The following is an 18,938-nucleotide window of genomic DNA, read 5'->3' as shown; positions in this document are numbered from 1 at the left end:
AAAGGACGACAGCGTGATTCCTCGCCAGGAACGTGGCCCCATCTTCAACGGTCTGCCCACGAATCTGCCCGATACCGATCCGGAGGAGACCCGTGAGTGGGTCGATTCCCTCGACGCGATGATCGATGCGGACGGTCACAACCGGGCCCGCTATGTGATGCTCAGGCTCAACCAGCGGGCCCGTGAACGCTACATCGGCCTGCCCTCACTGGTCTCCACCGACTACGTCAACACGATCCCCGCCGCACTGGAGTCGCCCTACCCGGGTGACGAGAAGCTCGAGCAGCGGATCCGCCACATGCTGCGCTGGAACGCCGCGGTCACCGTGCACCGTCAGCAGCGCCCGGGGCTCGGTGTCGGCGGCCACATCTCCACCTACGCCAGTGCCGTGCTGCTCTATGAGGTGGGGATGAACCATTTCTGGCGCGGCAAGGACTCCGAGGACCGCGGTGACCAGATCTTCTTCCAAGGTCACGCCAGTCCGGGCCTGTACGCCCGCGCCTACCTCGAGGGTCGTCTCACCGAGGCCGATCTCGACGGCTTCCGCCAGGAGTACTCCCGGCCCCGCGGCGGCAGGGGCCTGCCGAGCTATCCCCACCCGCGTCGCATGGCCGACTTCTGGGAGTTCCCGACCGTCTCGATGGGCCTCGGCCCGATCAACGCGATCTACCAGGCCCAGTTCAACCGCTACCTGGAGAACCGCGGCATCAAGGACACGAGCCGCCAGCACGTCTGGGCCTTCCTCGGCGACGGTGAGATGGACGAGGTCGAGTCCCGCGGCGCCCTCCAGCTCGCCGCCAATGACGGTCTGGACAACCTGACCTTCGTCGTCAACTGCAATCTGCAGCGTCTGGACGGCCCGGTCCGCGGCAACGGCAAGATCATCCAGGAGCTCGAGGCATTCTTCCGCGGCGCCGGCTGGAACGTCATCAAGGTCATCTGGGGTGAGAACTGGGACCCGCTGCTCAAGGCGGACACCGAGGGCGCCCTGGTCAACCTGATGAACGTCACCAATGACGGCGACTACCAGACCATGAAGGCGAACGACGGGGCCTGGGTGCGCGAGCACTTCTTCGGCAAGGACCCCCGTACCGCGGCCATGGTCGAGGAGTGGAGCGACGACGACATCTGGGCGCTGCGCCGCGGCGGCCATGACTACAAGAAGATCTACAACGCCTACAAGGCGGCCATGGAGTTCAATGGCGCCCCCACGGTCATCCTCGTCCACACCATCAAGGGCTACGCGCTGGGCACGCACTTCGCCGGGCGCAACGCGACCCACCAGATGAAGAAGATGGCCCTGGACGACCTCAAGGCGCTCCGCGACCGCTGCAACATCCCGATCAGCGACGCCCAGCTCGAGGCCGATCCCTATCTGCCGCCGTACTACAAGGAGCCCGACGACTCCCCGGCCATGTCGTACATGTTCGAGCACCGCCGCGCACTCGGCGGTTTCCTGCCCGAGCGCCGTACCGACGGCAAGAGGCTCGTCCTGCCGGGTGAGAAGGCCTACAAGGCGATCAAGAAGGGCTCGGGCCACCAGAAGATCGCCTCGACGATGGCCTTCGTGCGCATTCTCAAGGATCTCATGCGGGAGCGGGACTTCGGTCCGTTCGTCGTGCCGATCCTGCCCGACGAGGCCCGTACCTTCGGCATGGACTCGTTCTTCCCCACGAGCAAGATCTACAACCCGAATGGCCAGAACTACACGCCGGTCGACCACGACCTCATGCTGAGCTACCGCGAGGCCGTCAACGGTCAGCTGCTGCACACCGGCATCAACGAGGCCGGCTCGGTGGCGGCCTGGACCGCCGCCGCCACCAGCTACGCCACGCACGGCCAGCCGATGGTGCCGGTGTACATCTTCTACTCGATGTTCGGTGCCCAGCGCACCGGTGACGCCATGTGGGCCGCCGCCGACCAGCTGGGCCGGGGTTTCTACATCGCCGCCACCGCGGGCCGCACCACCCTGACCGGTGAGGGCACCCAGCACATGGACGGTCACTCGCCGATCCTGGTCAGCACCAACACGGCGCTGGTCAGCTACGACCCGTGCTACGGCTACGAGCTCGCCCACATCGTAGAGGACGGCCTGCGGCGCATGTACGGCGACGAGCCGGAGGACATCGCCTACTACATCACGACCTACAACGAGCCGATGGAGCAGCCGGCCGAGCCCGAGAACGTCGACGTCGAGGGCATTCTCAAGGGCATGTACCTGCTCCGCGAGGGCTCGATGGAGGGTGTCGACCCGGCCGCGCCGCGGGCCCAGCTGCTCGCCTCCGGGCCCGGCGTCCCGTGGGCCCTGCAGGCCCAGCAGATGCTGAGGGACGACTGGGGCGTCGTCGCCGACGTGTGGAGCGTCACCAGCTGGGGCGAGCTGCGCCGTGACGGCCTGGAGTGCAACGAACAGGCCTTCCTGCACCCCGAGCTCGCCCAGCGCGTCCCGTTCGTCACCCAGAAACTGTCCGGCCGGCCCGGTCCGGTGGTCGCCACCAGCGACTACATGAAGGCCGTCCAGGACCAGATCCGCGAATGGGTGCCCACCGACTACACCGTGCTCGGCGCCGACGGCTTCGGCTTCTCCGACACCCGTGCCGCCGCCCGCCGCACCCTGCACATCGACGCCGTGTCGATGGTGGTGGCCACCCTGCAGGCGCTCGCTCGCCGCGGTGAGGCGCCCGGCGAGTGGGCTCAGCAGGCAGCCGATCGGTACGGGCTGCTCGACGTCTCGGCCGCTGCCGTCGTCCCCGGCGAGGAGGACTGACCTCGCGAGCCGGGCTGTTCGCGCCGGGAGGGGTCACCGAACCGACCCCTCCCGGCGTCGGTCGTGCCCACCGCGCGTTCTTCGGAGGGTGTTCCGGGGGCGGCGCGAAGGTCCCCGGCGCTCTCCTCGTCGCAAGGCCAGTCAGAGCGCGTCCCGGTGAGCACGGGGAAGGTCACATGTGGTGAAGTAGTGCCATGGCAGGCAGTACTGACAAGTCATCCACCTCGATGGGGGGAGCCGAACTACTCAAGTTGCGTCCCGGCATGGTCGTTCAGGAACTGGGCTGGGACGATGATGTCGACGAGGATCTGCGCGCTGACATCATGGATGAGATTGATGCGGATCTGATCGAGGACGCGGTCGAAGCCGTCGACGCGGTGATCCTGTGGCAGCGTGACGACACCGACGTCGCCGACGCCTTGGTCGATGCTTTGCGTGATCTGTCCGACACCGGTTACATCTGGTTGCTGACCCCGAAGATCGGCCGGCCCGGGTACGTCAAGCCGATCGACGTCTCCGAGGGCGCCTCGGTCGCCGGGCTCACCGCCACGGGGGTCGTCGAGGTGTCCCCGGACTGGCAGGCGTGCCGGATCGTCCGCTCGCACACGGCGCACCGGTCCTGAGACGATACGCACGAGACAGGAGGGGTCCTCCAGGCCATGGCCTGGAGGACCCCTCCGTGTGTCCGCCGGCTGCCCTGGATTCCTTCCGAAAAAAGTTGAGTCGGAGCGACTCAAGGGGAATAATCAGAGTTGAGTCCAGGTTACTCAAGGTGAGCGCGATGATTGGGCTATCGCGCGGAAGCTGTTGGCCAGGGAGACTCCCGGGCCACGAGGATTCACTAAGGACGGCACACAATGAGCACCATGTTGTACAACCCCTTCCATGAGCTGGATCGTTTCTTCGAGCAGGCCGCCAGGACAGTGGCCCGCGACGCGCGACTGATGCCGATGGATCTCTACCGCGAGGGTGACAACTTCATCGCGAAGCTGGACCTGCCGGGTGTGGATCCGAGCACCATCGAGGTCGGCATCGACGACCGCACGCTGACCGTCACCGCAGAACGCAAGCCCGTCGAGATCGAGTCCGGCGAGAAGAACCGCTGGGTGAGCCGTGAGCGCACCACGGGCAGCTTCGCCCGCCAGCTCACACTGGGCGGCGGCCTCGACCTCGCCAACGTCAACGCCGACTACGCCGATGGCGTGCTGACACTGACGATCCCGGTGGCCGAGGAGGCCAAGCCGCGCAAGATCGCCATCAGCGGTGTGGACGCCCCGATCCAGGTCGAGGGTTCCGAGGAGGCCTGAGGCTCCACGGGATGAAGGACCGCCCGGCGGGACATCCGCTGGGATGAGGTGATGAATGGTGGCCCCGTCGAGTGATCGACGGGGCCACTGCCGTGTGCGTCGCCCGAGACGCCGTGGGCCAGCCCTGAGGAGACTGTGCTCTGGCGTCTATCAGGCCGAACATTCCCCAGAACCAGTGTCGCGGCGCCCTTGCCACGGCTGTACCGGGTACAGGGCGAAAACTTCCAGTCCCTCCGATGCAATCCGGTGCCAGCTCTGCGAGAAGACCCCAGCGGGCCACCGGCAAGCACCAAATCGGTGCTGACGAGCGGGTGGGCGCAGACGGACTCGAACCGACGACATCATCCTTGTAAGGGATGCGCTCTGACCAACTGAGCTATGCGCCCTCGCCCAGCGATTGTAGCGATGGTTCCGAATCCGCTGTCGCGCCCGGAGCCCCTTGCGGCAGAGCGACGACAGGGCCGTGAGCATCACTCGTGCGCCGCGTTCCCGGGCAGGACCGGAGTGTCGAGGAATGATGGCGTCTCCCCTCCGGTTGCCCGTGGTGCGGGGCAGGGCGCCCGCTGCGCTCGTCTCGGCCCGCCATCGTTCAGCCGAGATTCTGCTGCGCGAGCCACTGCGCGGCGATGGTGGCCGCGGGGAGCTCCTCCCGGACACTGCGGGCGTTGAGCGCGATGAGGTCCTCGGGGCTCATCGCAGCGCTGATCTTGTTGATGATCGCGGCGGCGGAGTCGTCCACGTTGCCACTGGCGAGGGGCACGACATGGGAGGCGAGGAACAGGCCCTTGGTGTCCTCCAAGGAGACGAGCTCGTTCTCGGTGATGGAGGGGTCCGCGGTGTAGATGATGGCGAACTGGATGTCGCCGTCCTTGAGCGCCTTGACGGTCAGCGGGCCGCCACCGTCCTCGATGGGGGTGAAGGCGACATTCACGCCGTAGGTCTCGGCCAGCCCTGCGGGGCCATAGGGACGGTGTTCGCCCTCGGAGTTGGCGCCGAGCGTGAGTGGAACGGTGACGTTCGAGAGATCGCCGAGCGTGGTCAGCCTCCACCTGTCGGCGAACTCCCGGGTCACGGTGTAGGCGTTCTGGTCCGTTGCGGGCGACTGGTCGAGGACGCGCAGGCCATCCGGTGTCGTCTCGGACAACTCGGCATACACGTCATCCGGCAGCCGGGAGCCGGCGTCGGGCTTCCAGTACTGGAGCAGCGGGCCGGTGTACTCGGGGAACAGGTCGATCGCGCCTGCCTCGATTTCCGGGAGATAGGCCTCGCGCTGGCCGATGCGGAACTGCCGATCGACGGTGCGGCCGGCGCCTTCGAGGGCTTGGGCGTAGATCTCGGCAATGATCTCACTCGAGTAGTAGTCCTGCGAGCCGATGACGATCGTCTTCGACGATGCAGAACCGGAACCCTTACCGGCGGCCTGATTGAGCGGGTCGCTGCGGGTGCAGCCTGTCAGATTGAGCGCACCAGCGGTGGCAAGGGCGGTCAGTCCCGTGAGGATGAGGCGACGGGAGATGGCGCGGTTGGGCATGGGTGGTTCCTGTTCTTCCCGGTGGTTCTGGTTGTGGAGAGTCGAGCCCTCGGAGCGGGATCGATGATGCGGCGCGTGGCGAGTCTCTGGCATCCGGCCAGCGCGACGTCCAGGATCAGGGTGAGGACGACGACAGCGAGCGCGCCGCCAAGCATCTCGGAGTAGTCACGGGACTTGAGTCCCGTGAACAGATAACGGCCCAGTCCGATGTCGGCGATATAGGCGGCCAGTGTCGCAGTCGCGACGACCTGCAGTGTCGCTGACCGCAGCCCGCCTATGATGACCGGCAGAGCCAGGGGTATCTCGACGGTGAGAATCACCTGAGCCGGGCTCATCCCGATCGCACGAGCCGCTGCGGCGATGGCGGGGTCGATGGCCTGGATACCGGCGTAGGCGCCGGCGAGCAGCGACGGGATCGCCAGCACGATGAGCGCCAGCAGGGGGGCCTCCAGGCCGATGCCCAGAGCGAGGCCGAACAGGGTGAGCAGGCCGAGCGTCGGGATCGCCCGTGCGGCGCCGGTGAGTGCGCCGATGATCCCCGAACCGCGTCGGCTGTGTCCGATGAGCACTCCCGCGGGCCAGGCGATGAGTCCAGCCAGGAGGATCGTGAGCGCGGTGATCGCGAGGTGCTGCCCGGCTCTGGTGGGGATTCCGCTCGGCCCGGTCCAGTTCGCCGGATCGATCAGCCAGGCCAGTGCGTCTGAGAGCAGGTTCATGAGGTCACCGTCCTGCTTCGGGTCGGTCGAGGGGCACGTGTCCAGGGTGAGACGACGCGACCGAGGAGCAGGAGCACCCCATCGAGCAGAAGGGCCAGCAGCACGGTCGCAATCACCCCGGCGAGGACCTCGGCGGGGATGCTTCGCTGGAAGCCGTCGGTGAGCAGAGTTCCCAGGCTCGGTACCCCGATGAGCGCTCCGATGGTGACCAGCCCGATCGTGGAAACGGTGACCACGCGCACCCCGGAGAGCAGCACTGGAACCGCCAGAGGAAGATCGACCTGCCAGAACACCGCCCGGGGCGAGTGCCCGACAGCGACTGCGGCGTCGCGGGTGCGGGCATCGACCGCGGTGAAGGCGTCGGCGGCGGTCCGCACCAGTAGCGCGACGCCATAGACGGTCAGTGCGGCGATCATCGTCGCTGCCGAGCGCAGCGGGGTGCCCAGTAGCACGGGGATGACGATGAGCAGTGGCAGCGCCGGGATCGCGTAGAGCAGCGATGCCGCCCCCAGCAGCGGCCCGCCGATCCGAGGGCGCCGGTATGCCAGGCGTCCCAGGGGGACGGCGATCACGGCGCTCAGCACGATGGGCGGGACGCTCAGCAGCAGATGGTCGCGGGCCAGCTCGAGCACCATCGACCAGTTCAGGAAAAACCAGGTCATGCCGTCAGTACTCCAACAGGTATCCCGGTCTCGTCCACGGCGATTCGTCGACCGTCGACGGTCTGCGTGTGCAAGATACGTTCTGCTCGTCCGGCACCGACGAAATCATGCACGAACTGGTCCGCGGGCGCGGCGAGGATCTCGGCGGGGGCTCCTTGTTGGGCAATCATGCCTCGCTCCCGCAGCACGACCACTTCGTCGCCGAGCCGGAACGCCTCGTCGACGTCGTGGGTGACGAATACGATCGTCTTGCCCAATTCCGTCTGCAGCCGGGTCAGCTCGTCCTGTAGTTCACGTCGCACGATGGGGTCGACCGCCCCGAAGGGTTCGTCCATCAGCAGGATGTTCGGGTCCGGCAGCAACGCGCGGGCGACTCCGACACGCTGCTGCTGTCCGCCCGAGAGCTGTCCCGGATAGCGGGAGCCAAGGGTGGGATCCAGCCCGACTCTTTCCAGCATCTCTGCCGCTCGGGCGCGAGCGGTATGGCGAGGGACATGGTTGAGGCGCAGGACGGTGGCGACGTTGTCGAGCACGGTGCGGTGCGGCAGCAGTCCACCGGCCTGAAGCACGTACCCGATGGAGCGGCGCAGCTCGACCGGATTACGGTCCTGTACGTCGTGCCCGTCGATCAGCACCCGCCCGGACGTCGGCTCAACCATCCGATTCACCATCCGCAGCAGGGTCGTCTTCCCTGAGCCCGACGAGCCGACCAACGCCACCGTGTGGTGTGAGGGCACCACTAGGGAGAATCCTTCCACGGCGACTGGGCCATCGGGATAGGTCTTCGTCACTTGCTCGAACTCGATCACATTGCCGCTTTCCCGCGCTCGATCCGACGTAAGGGTCGAGCTGACGTGCTTCTCCAACGAAATGACTGTCACTCTCAATGAGTGCAGTGCCGGGTTTATGACTGAGAAACTGAGCGCACAGGTGAGAACTGCGATGAATGGGGCGTGCAGCTTTGGGGTATGCCCGTACGATCAGCGGTGAGCATATTACATGAATGATCAAGTATTGTGGCGGCACTCACGCTCCGCCGAGAGCGAGTGCCCAGTGCCGATACTGTCCGCAGGGCCGGTGTGGCGCTCCCCTGTGCGCTGACGGAATCTGGACTGCTGATTTCGGACTTGCACGAACAATTCAGCCCAGTGGCAAGGGCAATACTCGCCGCTGTTCGCGTCGCTGTCCTGGGCGTGTCGTGCGGCTTCCCGGGACGCTTCACCCCTACGACGTCATGAGTCCCGGCAGGAACCGAATGAGGCACTCATCGGGAGTGGAGGGTGCTCGCCCGCGAAGCGGGAGACCGGAGCGTCCGCTGACTGTGCGACAGGCCGGTGGGGTAGATCGGGTGGTGATCATCGTCACGCTGGCCTCGTGCTCCACGCGCGCTCCGAGGCCCCCACCCCCCACCAGGACATCACCGGATCGCGGCGTCCACGGGTCTCCTGGTGCGCTCACTCGGTGTGGCTGAGCACCTTCTGCAGGAACTCCCTGGTGCGGTCCTGCTGCGGGTTGTCGAAGAGTTCGGCGGGGGAGCCCGCCTCGACAATGACACCCTCGTCCATGAAGACGGCCAGGTCCGAGACCTCGCGGGCGAAGCCCATCTCGTGGGTGACGACCATCATCGTCATGCCCGAGGCGGCCAGGTCCTGCATGACCGCCAGCACCTCACCGACCAGCTCAGGGTCGAGGGCGCTGGTCGGTTCGTCGAAGAGCATCAGATCGGGCTCCATGGCCAGCGCGCGGGCGATCGCCACCCGCTGCTGCTGGCCGCCGGACAGCTGGGCCGGGAAGTGATGGGCCCGGTCGGCAAGGCCGACGCGCGCCAGCAGTTCCATGGCCTGCGTCCTGGCCACTTCCTTCGGCTTGCCCGCCACCAGCACCGGCGCGGTCATGACATTGCCCAGGGCGGACATGTGCGGGAAGAGATTGAAGCGCTGGAAGACCATGCCGATCCTCGACCGCTGGGCCGCCAGCTGCCTGGGGCGCAGCTCGTGCAGCCTGCCCTGGTCGTCCTTCGCGTAGCCCATGAGCGTGCCGTCAACCGTGATGGAGCCGGACTGGATCTCCTCGAGCACGTTGACGCACCGCAGCAGCGTCGACTTGCCCGAGCCGGACGGACCGAGGATCGTGCAGACCTGGCCGCGTTCGACCTGAAGGCTCACGCCCCGCAGGACGTGCAGATCGCCATAGAACTTGTGCACATTGCGCACCTCAACCATTGCCATGTCCTGCTCCTCACGGGGTCCACTCTGCCGCCGTCGCGTCCGGGGTCGTGTGTGCCGCGTTGATGGCGGCCTGACGTGATGTGCGCTGCCTGTGCCTACTGCGGCGCGACAACCGGGCCGGGGCCTTGGAGTCGCCGCGGCCGTAGTAGGCCTCGATCTTCGACTGGAAGAACATGAGGATCGAGGTGATGACCAGGTACCAGATGCCGGCGACCACGAGGAAGGGGATCGGCAGCAGCGTCTGGGAGCCGTAGTCGGTGGCGACCTTGGTGAGTTCCAGGGTGAAGGGAACGGCCGTCACCAGGGAGGTGGTCTTCAGCATCGAGATCGTCTCGTTGCCGGTCGGCGGGACGATGACGCGCATGGCCTGAGGCAGCACGATGCGGAACAGGATCGTGCGCGGGCCCATGCCGAGCGCCTGAGCGGCCTCCACCTGGCCCTTGTCGACCGACCCCAGTCCCGAGCGGACGATCTCGGCGAGATAGGCGGCCTCGTTCAGCCCCAACCCCAGGATCGCCGCGACACCGGCGGTGAAGACGTCGTAGGTGCGGAAACTGAAGAACTCCGGGCCGAACGGGATGCCCAGGCTCAGCCGTGGGTAGAGCACGCCGATCAGGCCCCAGAAGATCAGCTGGGTGTAGATCGGGGTTCCGCGGAAGAACCAGATGTAGAAGGTTGCCACCGCGCGCATCACCGGGTTGTCGCTGCGACGCATGACGGCCAGCGTCACGGCGAGGACGATGCCGATCGCCATGGCGGCGACGGTCAGGATCAGTGTCCAGCCGATGGCCCTGCCGATCTCGTAGGTGAACAGCATGGGGAACACGAGGTCCCAGTGGTAGTTCTCGTTGGTGACCAGGCCGTGGACGGCCATGGCGGCCAGGACGGCGAGGACCGCGACGGTGGCCCAGCGTCCGTAGTGGGGCAGCGGGATCGCGCGGATCAGCTCCGGCGGCTCGTCCATGGCCGGGGCGTTCACTGCGGTGCCGGGTGACTCGGTGCTCATTCGTCGACCTCCGGGTTCACGATCGCCTGCTCGGCGATGTTCTCGGTGATTCCCCACGCCGCGAAGATCTGCTCCAGCGTGCCGTCGTCCATGAGGGACTGCAGGGCGGCCTGCATCGCATCTGTCATGGCCTGGTCGTCCTTGCGGACGACGACGCCGAACGGGGCCATCGCGGTGACCTCGCCGACCGTGGCGATCGCGCCGTCGGTCTTGGCGACCGCGTAGTCGATGACGGGGGAGTCCGACGACATGGCCTCGATCTTCCCGCCGGTCAGGGCCTGCGTGACGGCGTCCTGGCTGTCGTAGCGCAGGACGGAGGGCTGGACGTCGCATTTCTTGGCCATCTCGTTGACCGCATCGTCCTCCATCGTCCCGGTCTGCACGCCGATCGAACGGCCGCAGATGTCGGACGGGTCGAACCCGGTCGGGTTACCGGACTGGGTGGCCCAGGCGATGCCGCCGAAGTAGAACTGGATCATGTTGAAGTTGGCCTCGCGCTCGGCCGTGATCGTGAACGACGAGGCGCCGGCCTCGTACTTGGTGCCGATGGCCGGCATGATCGAGTCGAACTCGGCGTTCTCGACGCTCAGCTCCAGCCCCATGCGCCGCGCGACGGCCCTCATCATGTCGATCTCGTAGCCGACCGGCGTGCCGCCCACCTGGAACTCGGCCGGGGCCCAGTACAGGTTCGAACCGATGGTCAGCATCCCGTCGGCCGAGACCGTCTCGGGGACGAGGGCCTGGACCTGCGGGTCGACCTGCACGGTCGACGTGTCGTAGCCCGCGACATCGGTGCGGCTGTACTCGGCAATGACCTCCTCGGCCGATTGGCAGGCGGTCAGTGACACCGCGCACGCCGCTGCCAGCGCGGCGATCGCTCCTCGTGCACGCACGAACCCTCCTTCACGTTGCTCCGAGACGAGGCTCCAGGATCCTGGGGCCCTGAAGCACCCATTAATTATGCGCAATAGTCAATAATTATCAACTCATGGTCGCCGATGTGACCCGGTCGCTGCCGGTCGATGTCGGCTCCCGGCCGGGGCGACGACGGTGCGCAGTCCGCCGGGCAGGATGGCAGGTGACTCCCCGCCGCAGACGGCTCAGCAGATCGTCGTCGCCCCACCGGGAGCGCCTGGGGGATCTCCTGAGAGCCGGCCGGGACGGGCAGGTGCTCGGTCACCGGCTGACCGGCCGTGTCCCCGGGGGAGTGCTTGGTGGTGCCGTAGACTTGTTCGACGTGGCCCTGGATGAATTGAGAGAACGGATCGCACGGCTCGACGCCTCGCTCACGTCGATCGAGGCCGTCATCGACGTGCCCGCCAAGAAGGAGCAGATCGCCGAACTCGAGGTGGAGTCCGCCGCGCCCGATCTGTGGAGCGACCAGGAGCACGCCCAGCAGGTGACCAGCAGGCTCTCACGCCTGCAGTCCGACGTCGAGCGCGTCGAGGGGCTGCGCGGTCGCCTCGACGACGCGCAGGTGCTCGTCGAGCTCGCGGCCGAGGAGCAGGACGGCGACACCGCCGACGAGGCGGCCAGGGAGATCGAGGCCCTGTCCGAGGAGATCGAGGCCCTCGAGGTGCGTACCCTGCTGTCCGGCGAGTACGACGAACGGGACGCCCTCGTGACGATCCGCTCCGAGGCGGGCGGTGTCGACGCCGCCGACTTCGCCGCCATGCTGCTGCGCATGTACGAGCGCTGGTGCGAACGTCACGGCTACTCCTACGAGGTCTACGACGTCAGCTACGCCGAGGAGGCCGGCATCAAGTCGGCGACCTTCACCGTGAAGTGCCCCTACGCCTACGGAACCCTCTCCGTCGAGCAGGGCACGCACCGTCTGGTGCGCATCAGCCCCTTCGACAACCAGGGCCGCCGCCAGACGAGCTTCGCCGGCGTCGAGGTGCTGCCCGTCGTCGAGGAGACCGACCACATCGACATTCCCGAGCAGGACATCCGCGTCGACGTCTTCCACGCCTCCGGCCCCGGCGGTCAGGGCGTCAACACCACCGACTCGGCGGTGCGCGTCACCCACCTGCCCACCGGCATCGTGGTGAGCTGCCAGAACGAGCGCTCCCAGATCCAGAACAAGGCCGCCTGCCTGCGGGTGCTCCAGGCCAAGCTGCTCGAGAAGGCCCGTGCCGAGCGCGAGGCCAAGATGAACGCCCTGAAATCGGAGGGGAACTCGTGGGGCTCGCAGATGCGCACCTACGTGCTGCACCCCTACCAGATGGTCAAGGACCTGCGTACCAACCACGAGTCCGGCAACCCCGACGCCGTCTTCGACGGGGACATCGACGCCTTCATCGACTCCGGCATCCGCTGGCGTCGCCAGGCCGAGCAGGGGGCCTGATCGCCCCGCCGGATGAGCCGGTGCCGAGACACGCCGGGAGCCGAGTCAGGACGTCGTCTCGGGTCGCCACCTAGACTCGTGGGCGACCGGTGGCGGCCACCAGTGGCCGGCCGGCGCTTCCCCCTTCGTCCACCCGGCAGGAAACAGCTGTGATCACATTCGACAACGTCACGAAGGTCTACCCGAACCAGACCGCCCCCGCGCTCTCCGGCGTCGACGTGCACATCGACAAGGGCGAGTTCGCCTTCCTCGTCGGCGTCTCGGGCTCGGGAAAGTCCACCTTCCTGCGTCTCATCACCCGCGAGCTGCGCGCAGACTCGGGTCGCGTCCTCGTCGACGGGCAGGACGTCGGTAGGCTCGGCCAGTTCCGGGTGCCGAGACTGCGCCGCAAGGTGGGCATGATCTTCCAGGACTTCCGGCTGCTGCCCGGCAAGACGGTGTACGAGAACGTCGCCTTCGCCCTGCAGGTGATCGGCCGGTCCAGCACGGAGATCCGTGAGCGGGTGCCCGCCACCCTCGACCTGGTCGGCCTGTCCACCAAGGGAGACCGCCTGCCCGAGGAACTCTCCGGCGGCGAGCAGCAGCGGGTGGCGATCGCCCGCGCCGTTGTCAACGACCCACTCGTCCTCACCGCCGACGAGCCCACCGGCAACCTCGATCCGGCCACCAGCGTCGGCATCATGAAACTGCTCGACCGCATTCATCGTCGCGGCACCACGGTGCTCATGGCCACCCACGACGCGACGATCGTCGACCAGATGCGCCGGCGCGTCATCGAGCTCGACGCCGGCAGGGTCGTCCGCGACCAGGCCACCGGCGCCTACGGCACCGCATGACCCTCACGAGGACACAGCCACTCGCACAGACAGAACAGGAGTCCATCGATGCGTCACACCCTGCGTGAGACCTGGTCGGGTCTGCGTCGCAACATGTCGATGACCATCTCGGTCATCATCACGATGTGGGTCTCGCTCGCCCTGTTCGGGGCGAGCCTGATGATCATCGCCGAGGTCGACGAGCTCAAGGGCGACTGGTACGACCGGATCGAGATCTCGGCCTTCCTGTGCAACCAGGACTCCGCCGCCAATGGCCTCGGCGGGAATTGCACCGAGGGCCAGAACGTCACCGACGAGCAGCGTGAGGCCATCCGTTCGGTCCTCGAGGCGGACCCCAATGTCGAGACCATCTACTACCAGACCAAGCAGGAGGCCTACGAGGAGTTCCGCGCCACCTACGGCGACAACCCGGTCGGGGACTCGCTGACCGTCGAGCAGATGCAGGAGGTCTTCCGGGTCAAGCTCAAGGACCCCCAGGAGTACCAGGGCGTCATCTCCGAACTCTCGGTGCTGGAGGGCGTGCAGAACGTCCAGGACCTGCACACGATCCTCGATCCGTTCTTCCGCGTCATCAACGCGCTCAAGTGGGGGACCATGGGCATCGCCTGCGTGCTGCTGCTCGCCGGCAGCCTGCAGATCGCCAACTCGATCCGCATGTCGGCCTTCACGCGCCGCCGCGAGATCGGCATCATGCGCCTGACCGGCGCGTCGACCAGCTACATCCTGCTGCCCTTCCTCCTGGAGGCCCTGTTCTCCGGCGTGATCGGCTCGCTCCTGGCGTGCGGTGTCATGGCCGGTCTGCAGTCCTTCGTCGTGGACGCCCTCAGCTCACACCTGACCCTGTCCTCATTCGGCTGGATCGGCTGGACCCAGACCCTCCAGGCGATGCTCGTCGTCCTGGTCGTCGGCGTGGTGCTGTCGATCGTCCCGACGCTCGTGGTCACCCGCAAGTACCTGCGCGTCTGATCCCGGCCGGTCCGTGTCCCGATCCGTCAGGGACCGGCCGGATCGGTCTCACGGCGCGGACCACGGCCCGTGCTGTCCCTGTAAGGTTGACCCCAGTTTCCGGGCGGCTCTGGTCGGCACGGCTCGGACACTGCACGACGACGGTGGAGGGAGTGAGGATGCCGCGCGAGACTGGTGAGAGGGTCGTCGCCCGCAACCGGCGAGCCCTGCACGACTACACGATCGGCGAACGCCTGGAGGCAGGCCTGGTGCTCACCGGCACCGAGGTCAAGTCGCTGCGCGACGGGCACGCCTCGCTCGCCGATGCCTTCGCCACCATCGACGACGGCGAGGTCTGGTTGCACCAGGCGAACATCCCCGAGTACTCGATGGGCAGCTGGCGGCGCAGCCACACGGCACTGCGCAAACGCAAGCTCCTGCTGCACCGCAAGGAGATCGCACGCCTCGAGCGCCAGCTGGACGCCCCGGGCCGCACCCTCGTCCCGCTGTCCCTCTACTTCAAGGACGGGCGGGCCAAGGTCGAACTCGCCGTCGGCACTGGCAAGCGCGAGTGGGACAAGCGCCAGGCCATCCGGGAGCGCGACATGAACCGCGAGGCCCAGCGCGAACTCGCCGAGCGCACCCGAAGGAAACGGTGAGCCGCCGGCCGGCTGGTAGCGCCATGCGGAGGACTCCCAAGGCGCTGGTCGTGTTCGTCCTCGGACTGCTCGTCCTCGTTGCCTCGTGGTCGGCGCCGCAGGCCGCCGTGGCCGACACCAGCGACCGGGTCGACTCCTGGCGGATCGACTACACGGTCGACCCGGACGGGCTGCTGCACGTCTCCGAGACGCTCGTATGGCGCTTCGGCTCCGGCTCGGGACGTCACGGCATCGAACGTGACCTGCTCGTCCGCGAGCCCTGGGGCGAGGACGGCAAGCAGGACGTCGTCTACGAGATCAGCGACATCGCCGTGTCGAGTCCGGACGCCTCCGCCCGGTTCACGACGAGGACGAGCGGCGAGCGTGAGGGCGAGCGGACCCGCCACCTGGTCGTCACCATCGGCGACCGCGCCAAACGGATCACCTCGGCGACCGCCACCTACACGATCAGCTACACCGTCGCCGGGGCACTGCGCACATCCGGTGACTACGACGAGCTCTACTGGGACGCCCTCGGCCCGGACACGCCACCGGTGAACGACCTGCGGGTGAACGTGGACGTGCCAGGCGGCGCCCAGCAGGTCGTCTGCTTCGCCGGACCGATTGGCTCGGCCGATGCCTGCGACGCGGCGACGATCAGCAACGGCACCGCGCGTTTCACCCACCGGGCCAAGGCCTCCGGCGAGAACCTCACCATCGGCGTGATGATCGCCCCCGGTCGGGTCAGCGACAACCAGCCCCACCTGGAGAAGGCCGCGGTGAGCACGGCCACGAGGACCGGATGGCAGATGGCCCTGGCGGGCACACTCTCCTCGGTACTGGGGGCACTCGGCGTGTACGGCTTCGCGCGCAAGCGCCGTGACGAACGGTTCACCGGCGCCGCGCCCGGCGCGATACCCGAGGCCCCCGAGCGGGCAGCCACCGAGAAGCTGTCCCGGCGGGCGAGGAGCGCCGTGATACCGGTCCAGTTCGCTCCGCCGCAGATGCCGGTCGCCATGGCGGGACTGCTCATCGACGGTCGCGTGGGCGCGCGCGAGACGACGGCGACGATCGTCGACCTGGCCGTGCGCGGTGTCCTCCAGTTGCGCAGCGACGATGGGATCCGTGCCAGACTGGTCAACCCCGGCCTGCTGCGCGAGGACTACGAGCGCCAACTCGTCGCCGACGTCTTCGGCACGGCAGCCCAGACGACCGATCCTCGATGGGTGTTCGAGAAGCGCCTCGACGAGAGCGGCCAGCTCGAGGCGGCCAACAAGAGGCTCTCCTTGTCCGTGGCGGGCAGGGCGAGGACACTGGGCCTGCTTAAGCACGCCGGGGTCGTCGGGGAGACCGGCCGCACCGACATCGCCATCGCCGCCGCCGTGATGGTGTGCGTCATGTGCCTGCAGTGGATCCTCGGGGTGGCGCTGTTCCAGGGTATGAATGTGCTCACGGTCCTGCCCGGTCTGCGCTATCCGTTCCTGGTCGGCAGCGCCGTCGTGCCACTGGCAGTCGTGTACCTCATCGGACGCAAGGTGGTGAGTCGGCGCGGCCAGCGCACCGCGCTGGGCAGTGCACTCACCGACCAGGCGGAGGGCTTCCGGGAGTACCTCGGCACGGCCGAGGCCGACCAGATCCGGTTCGAGGAGGGCCAGGACATCTTCGGCCAGTACCTGCCCTGGGCGATCGTCTTCGACCTGACCGACCGCTGGGCCCAGATCTGCGAACGACTCGTCGACACCGGCCGCATCGCACCCGCCGTCCCGTCCTGGTACTACGGCAACCCGGCCGGCTTCAGCCGGACCACGTTCGCCCGCTCGGTGGGACGGGTCAACAGGACCGGCTACACGAGAAGCGGCACCGGATACGGTAGTGGCCGGGGCGGTGGCACGAGCCGCGGCTCCTCGTTCCGCGGCGGCGGCCGGGCCGGCCGGGGCGGTGGCGGCGGCGGAGCGCGTGGCTGGTGAGCACACCGGACGAGAAGGACAGGAGCGATGAGATGAGCCATTTCCCCACAGGTACCACCGCCAGGCGGCGCTTCGGCACGTCCCTCGCCGCGCTGGTGCTCGTGCTCGCCGGGCTGCTCGTGCCCGGCGTCGCGCAGGCCCAGACGGCCGACAGCGTCGACTCGTGGAAGGTCACCTACACCGTGGACACGAGCGGCCTGCTGCACGTGTCCGAGACGCTCGTGTGGCGTTTCGGCTCGAGCTCGGGCCGGCACGGCATCATCCGCACCCTGCCCACCCGCGAGCCCTACGGGAACAAGAACGACAAGAAGGACGCCGTCTACGAGATCTCCGACATCTCCGTGTCGAGCCCCGACGCCTCGGCGGCGTTCACCACGAGCACCAGCTGCGAGGAGGACGATCCGCGGGACTGCCAGGAGACGATCAAGATCGGCGACGCCAACAAGCGCATCACCACGGCCACCGCGACCTACACGATCGACTACACGGTCTCGGGGGCGCTGCGCAGCTCGGGCGACTACGACGAGCTCTACTGGGACGTCGTCGGCACCGAGACCCCGGCGACCGATCTGCTCACCGTCACCGTCGACGTGCCCGGCGGCGCGCAGGACACCCGCTGCTACGCGGGCCGGGCCGGATCCACCGACGAGTGCACCAGCTCGACCATCACCGGCGGCAAGGCCGTCTTCACCCAGCGCGACAAGGCCAAGGGCGAGATGATGACGATCTCCGTCCAGATCACCGCGGGCCTGATCAGCGACAACCAGCCCCATCTCGAGAACGCCGCGGTGTCGAACACCACGAAGGCGCTGCGGGCCGGCCTCGGTGTGGGCGGCGCCGGCACGCTCGCCGCCGCCGGCGGGCTGGCGGCCTACCGTCGTCGCCGCCGTGATGAGCGGTTCGACGGCATCCCGCCCGGCACGGTGCCGACCAGTCCCGAGACCGTCCGGGTGCGTGCCGACACGAAGGCCGACCGCGACACCATCCCGGTACGGGTGACCCCGCCCGACCTGCCGGTCCCGGTCGGCGGCCTGCTCATCGACGGGCAGATCGGCGTGCGCGAGACCTCCGCCGTCCTCATCGACCTGGCCGTCCGAGGCGCCATCCAGCTGCGCGCCGAGGACGACGGCAAGAAGACGTACGCGCGGCTCGTGGACGCCTCCCGCGCCACCCAGCCGTTCGAACAGCGCTTCCTGCGCGACGTCTTCAGTGACTACGGCCTGTCCGGCGCCCCGCCGGGCTACGAGGTGGCCCTGCACAAGCCCGGGAAACTGCTCGAGGCCAGCGAGGAACTGAGCCGCCAGGTGAACGACTCGGCGACGAGCCTCGGCCTCATGAAGCACACCGGAAAGGTCGGGGGAGGGGACTCCAACATCCCGATCCGTGCGCTCCTGTACGCGGTCTTCTTCCTCATCTGGGGCATGGGCGCGTTCGGGATCGTGATGTCCGGGCTGCTGAGCATGTTCAAGACCGGAGGGCCGGGCGTCGGCGTCCTCGTCGGGCTGATCTTCGCAGCCGTCATCTTCGGCGTCGGGGCCTGGCTGATCCAGCGGCGCGGCCAGCGCACGGCCCTCGGCCGGGCCTTCACCGACCAGGTCGACGGCTTCTACGAGTACCTGTCCACCGCCGAGGCCGACCAGATCCAGTTCGAGGAGGGCCAGGACATCTTCAGCCAGTACCTGCCCTGGGCGATCGCCTTCGACCTCACCGACCGCTGGTCCACCATCTGCCAGCAGCTCGTCGCAACCGGACGCATCCCCTCGACGCCGCCGTCCTGGTACTACGGCGACCCATACTCCTTCCACTACGGCTACTTCGTCGGCTCCATGGTGCACTCCATGAACACCGGCGCCAGTCCCGTCCCATCGTCCAGCGGTGGCGGCTCCGGCGGTGGATTCGGCTCGAGCGGCGGTTCCGCTTTCAGCGGTGGCGGCGGCTTCTCCGGCGGTGGCGGCGGTGGCGGCGGTGCCAGCAGCTGGTGAGAGGGA

16 protein-coding genes and 1 tRNA gene are annotated in these 18,938 nt (G+C 67.7%); 9 read left to right on the top strand and 8 right to left on the bottom strand.

Features of this window, described 5'->3' with window-relative positions; all coding sequences use genetic code 11:
• Positions 1–13: 13 nt before the first annotated feature.
• From aceE to D9T14_RS03815, 3 genes are all read left to right on the top strand, one after another.
• Entirely contained in the window at positions 14–2,767 is a 2,754-nt protein-coding gene (gene aceE, locus D9T14_RS03825) for a pyruvate dehydrogenase (acetyl-transferring), homodimeric type (RefSeq protein WP_119160816.1), read from the top strand.
• 194 nt (positions 2,768–2,961) lie between these two features.
• Complete coding sequence (locus D9T14_RS03820; protein WP_374955767.1) at positions 2,962–3,390, top strand: DUF3052 domain-containing protein; 429 nt, start codon at positions 2,962–2,964, stop codon at positions 3,388–3,390.
• Positions 3,391–3,624: 234 nt separating this feature from the next.
• On the top strand, positions 3,625–4,074 hold the full coding sequence (locus D9T14_RS03815) for an Hsp20/alpha crystallin family protein (protein WP_119160814.1): 450 nt from the start codon (positions 3,625–3,627) through the stop codon (positions 4,072–4,074).
• 312 nt (positions 4,075–4,386) lie between these two features.
• Here the strand turns inward: D9T14_RS03815 and D9T14_RS03810 are convergent.
• From D9T14_RS03810 to D9T14_RS03775, 8 genes are all read right to left on the bottom strand, one after another.
• Positions 4,387–4,460: transfer RNA gene (locus D9T14_RS03810), tRNA-Val, on the bottom strand.
• 203 nt (positions 4,461–4,663) lie between these two features.
• Positions 4,664–5,605 (bottom strand): ABC transporter substrate-binding protein, encoded by a 942-nt coding sequence (locus D9T14_RS03805; RefSeq protein ID WP_119160813.1) that lies wholly within the window; start codon positions 5,603–5,605, stop codon positions 4,664–4,666.
• Complete coding sequence (locus D9T14_RS03800) at positions 5,560–6,321, bottom strand: ABC transporter permease (RefSeq protein WP_119160812.1); 762 nt, start codon at positions 6,319–6,321, stop codon at positions 5,560–5,562. The genes D9T14_RS03805 and D9T14_RS03800 overlap by 46 nt, the downstream gene beginning before the upstream one ends.
• Entirely contained in the window at positions 6,318–6,983 is a 666-nt protein-coding gene (locus tag D9T14_RS03795; protein WP_119160811.1) for an ABC transporter permease, read from the bottom strand. The genes D9T14_RS03800 and D9T14_RS03795 overlap by 4 nt, the downstream gene beginning before the upstream one ends.
• Positions 6,980–7,792, bottom strand: a complete 813-nt coding sequence (locus D9T14_RS03790; protein ID WP_119160895.1) for an ABC transporter ATP-binding protein — start codon at positions 7,790–7,792, stop codon at positions 6,980–6,982. Before D9T14_RS03790 ends, D9T14_RS03795 begins: the two co-directional genes overlap by 4 nt.
• Positions 7,793–8,437: 645 nt before the next feature.
• Positions 8,438–9,205 (bottom strand): amino acid ABC transporter ATP-binding protein, encoded by a 768-nt coding sequence (locus D9T14_RS03785; RefSeq protein WP_147383045.1) that lies wholly within the window; start codon positions 9,203–9,205, stop codon positions 8,438–8,440.
• 16 nt (positions 9,206–9,221) lie between these two features.
• Positions 9,222–10,028 (bottom strand): amino acid ABC transporter permease, encoded by an 807-nt coding sequence (locus D9T14_RS03780; RefSeq protein WP_374955771.1) that lies wholly within the window; start codon positions 10,026–10,028, stop codon positions 9,222–9,224.
• Between the two features lie 185 nt (positions 10,029–10,213).
• A complete protein-coding gene (locus D9T14_RS03775) occupies positions 10,214–11,110 on the bottom strand; it encodes a transporter substrate-binding domain-containing protein (RefSeq protein ID WP_126464215.1) in 897 nt (298 codons plus the stop codon).
• Between the two features lie 335 nt (positions 11,111–11,445).
• Here D9T14_RS03775 and prfB point away from each other — a divergent pair, with 335 nt between their 5' ends.
• The 6 genes from prfB to D9T14_RS03745 all read left to right on the top strand — a co-directional run bounded on the left by prfB (position 11,446) and on the right by D9T14_RS03745 (position 18,932).
• Positions 11,446–12,564 (top strand): peptide chain release factor 2, encoded by a 1,119-nt coding sequence (gene prfB / locus D9T14_RS03770; RefSeq protein WP_119160808.1) that lies wholly within the window; start codon positions 11,446–11,448, stop codon positions 12,562–12,564.
• Positions 12,565–12,713: 149 nt separating this feature from the next.
• The gene (ftsE, locus tag D9T14_RS03765) at positions 12,714–13,400 is read left to right on the top strand and encodes a cell division ATP-binding protein FtsE (protein WP_119160807.1); all 687 of its coding nucleotides are present in this window, start codon (positions 12,714–12,716) and stop codon (positions 13,398–13,400) included.
• Positions 13,401–13,448: 48 nt separating this feature from the next.
• Entirely contained in the window at positions 13,449–14,366 is a 918-nt protein-coding gene (gene ftsX / locus D9T14_RS03760; RefSeq protein ID WP_220451968.1) for a permease-like cell division protein FtsX, read from the top strand.
• A 158-nt stretch (positions 14,367–14,524) separates the two neighbouring features.
• On the top strand, positions 14,525–15,004 hold the full coding sequence (gene smpB / locus D9T14_RS03755) for an SsrA-binding protein SmpB (protein ID WP_119160806.1): 480 nt from the start codon (positions 14,525–14,527) through the stop codon (positions 15,002–15,004).
• A 23-nt stretch (positions 15,005–15,027) separates the two neighbouring features.
• The gene (locus D9T14_RS03750) at positions 15,028–16,950 is read left to right on the top strand and encodes a DUF2207 domain-containing protein (protein ID WP_119160805.1); all 1,923 of its coding nucleotides are present in this window, start codon (positions 15,028–15,030) and stop codon (positions 16,948–16,950) included.
• A 32-nt stretch (positions 16,951–16,982) separates the two neighbouring features.
• Positions 16,983–18,932, top strand: coding sequence for a DUF2207 domain-containing protein (locus D9T14_RS03745; RefSeq protein ID WP_119160804.1), 1,950 nt, complete (start codon positions 16,983–16,985; stop codon positions 18,930–18,932).
• The last annotated feature ends 6 nt before the right edge of the window (positions 18,933–18,938 follow it).

The sequence above is a fragment of the Propionibacterium australiense genome, assembly GCF_003666605.1.
Classification (GTDB): domain Bacteria; phylum Actinomycetota; class Actinomycetes; order Propionibacteriales; family Propionibacteriaceae; genus Propionibacterium; species Propionibacterium australiense.
This window is presented reverse-complemented; position numbering and strand designations above follow the sequence as displayed.

Coding starts and splice junctions, on each gene's coding strand:
- D9T14_RS03820 (WP_374955767.1), top strand. CDS start 2,962: ATGGCAGGCAGTACTGACAAGTCATCCACCTCGATGGGGGGAGCCGAA.
- D9T14_RS03815 (WP_119160814.1), top strand. CDS start 3,625: ATGAGCACCATGTTGTACAACCCCTTCCATGAGCTGGATCGTTTCTTC.
- D9T14_RS03805 (WP_119160813.1), bottom strand. CDS start 5,605: ATGCCCAACCGCGCCATCTCCCGTCGCCTCATCCTCACGGGACTGACC.
- D9T14_RS03800 (WP_119160812.1), bottom strand. CDS start 6,321: ATGAACCTGCTCTCAGACGCACTGGCCTGGCTGATCGATCCGGCGAAC.
- D9T14_RS03795 (WP_119160811.1), bottom strand. CDS start 6,983: ATGACCTGGTTTTTCCTGAACTGGTCGATGGTGCTCGAGCTGGCCCGC.
- D9T14_RS03785 (WP_147383045.1), bottom strand. CDS start 9,205: ATGGTTGAGGTGCGCAATGTGCACAAGTTCTATGGCGATCTGCACGTC.
- D9T14_RS03780 (WP_374955771.1), bottom strand. CDS start 10,028: ATGCTGTTCACCTACGAGATCGGCAGGGCCATCGGCTGGACACTGATC.
- ftsX (WP_220451968.1), top strand. CDS start 13,449: ATGCGTCACACCCTGCGTGAGACCTGGTCGGGTCTGCGTCGCAACATG.
- smpB (WP_119160806.1), top strand. CDS start 14,525: ATGCCGCGCGAGACTGGTGAGAGGGTCGTCGCCCGCAACCGGCGAGCC.
- D9T14_RS03750 (WP_119160805.1), top strand. CDS start 15,028: ATGCGGAGGACTCCCAAGGCGCTGGTCGTGTTCGTCCTCGGACTGCTC.
- D9T14_RS03745 (WP_119160804.1), top strand. CDS start 16,983: ATGAGCCATTTCCCCACAGGTACCACCGCCAGGCGGCGCTTCGGCACG.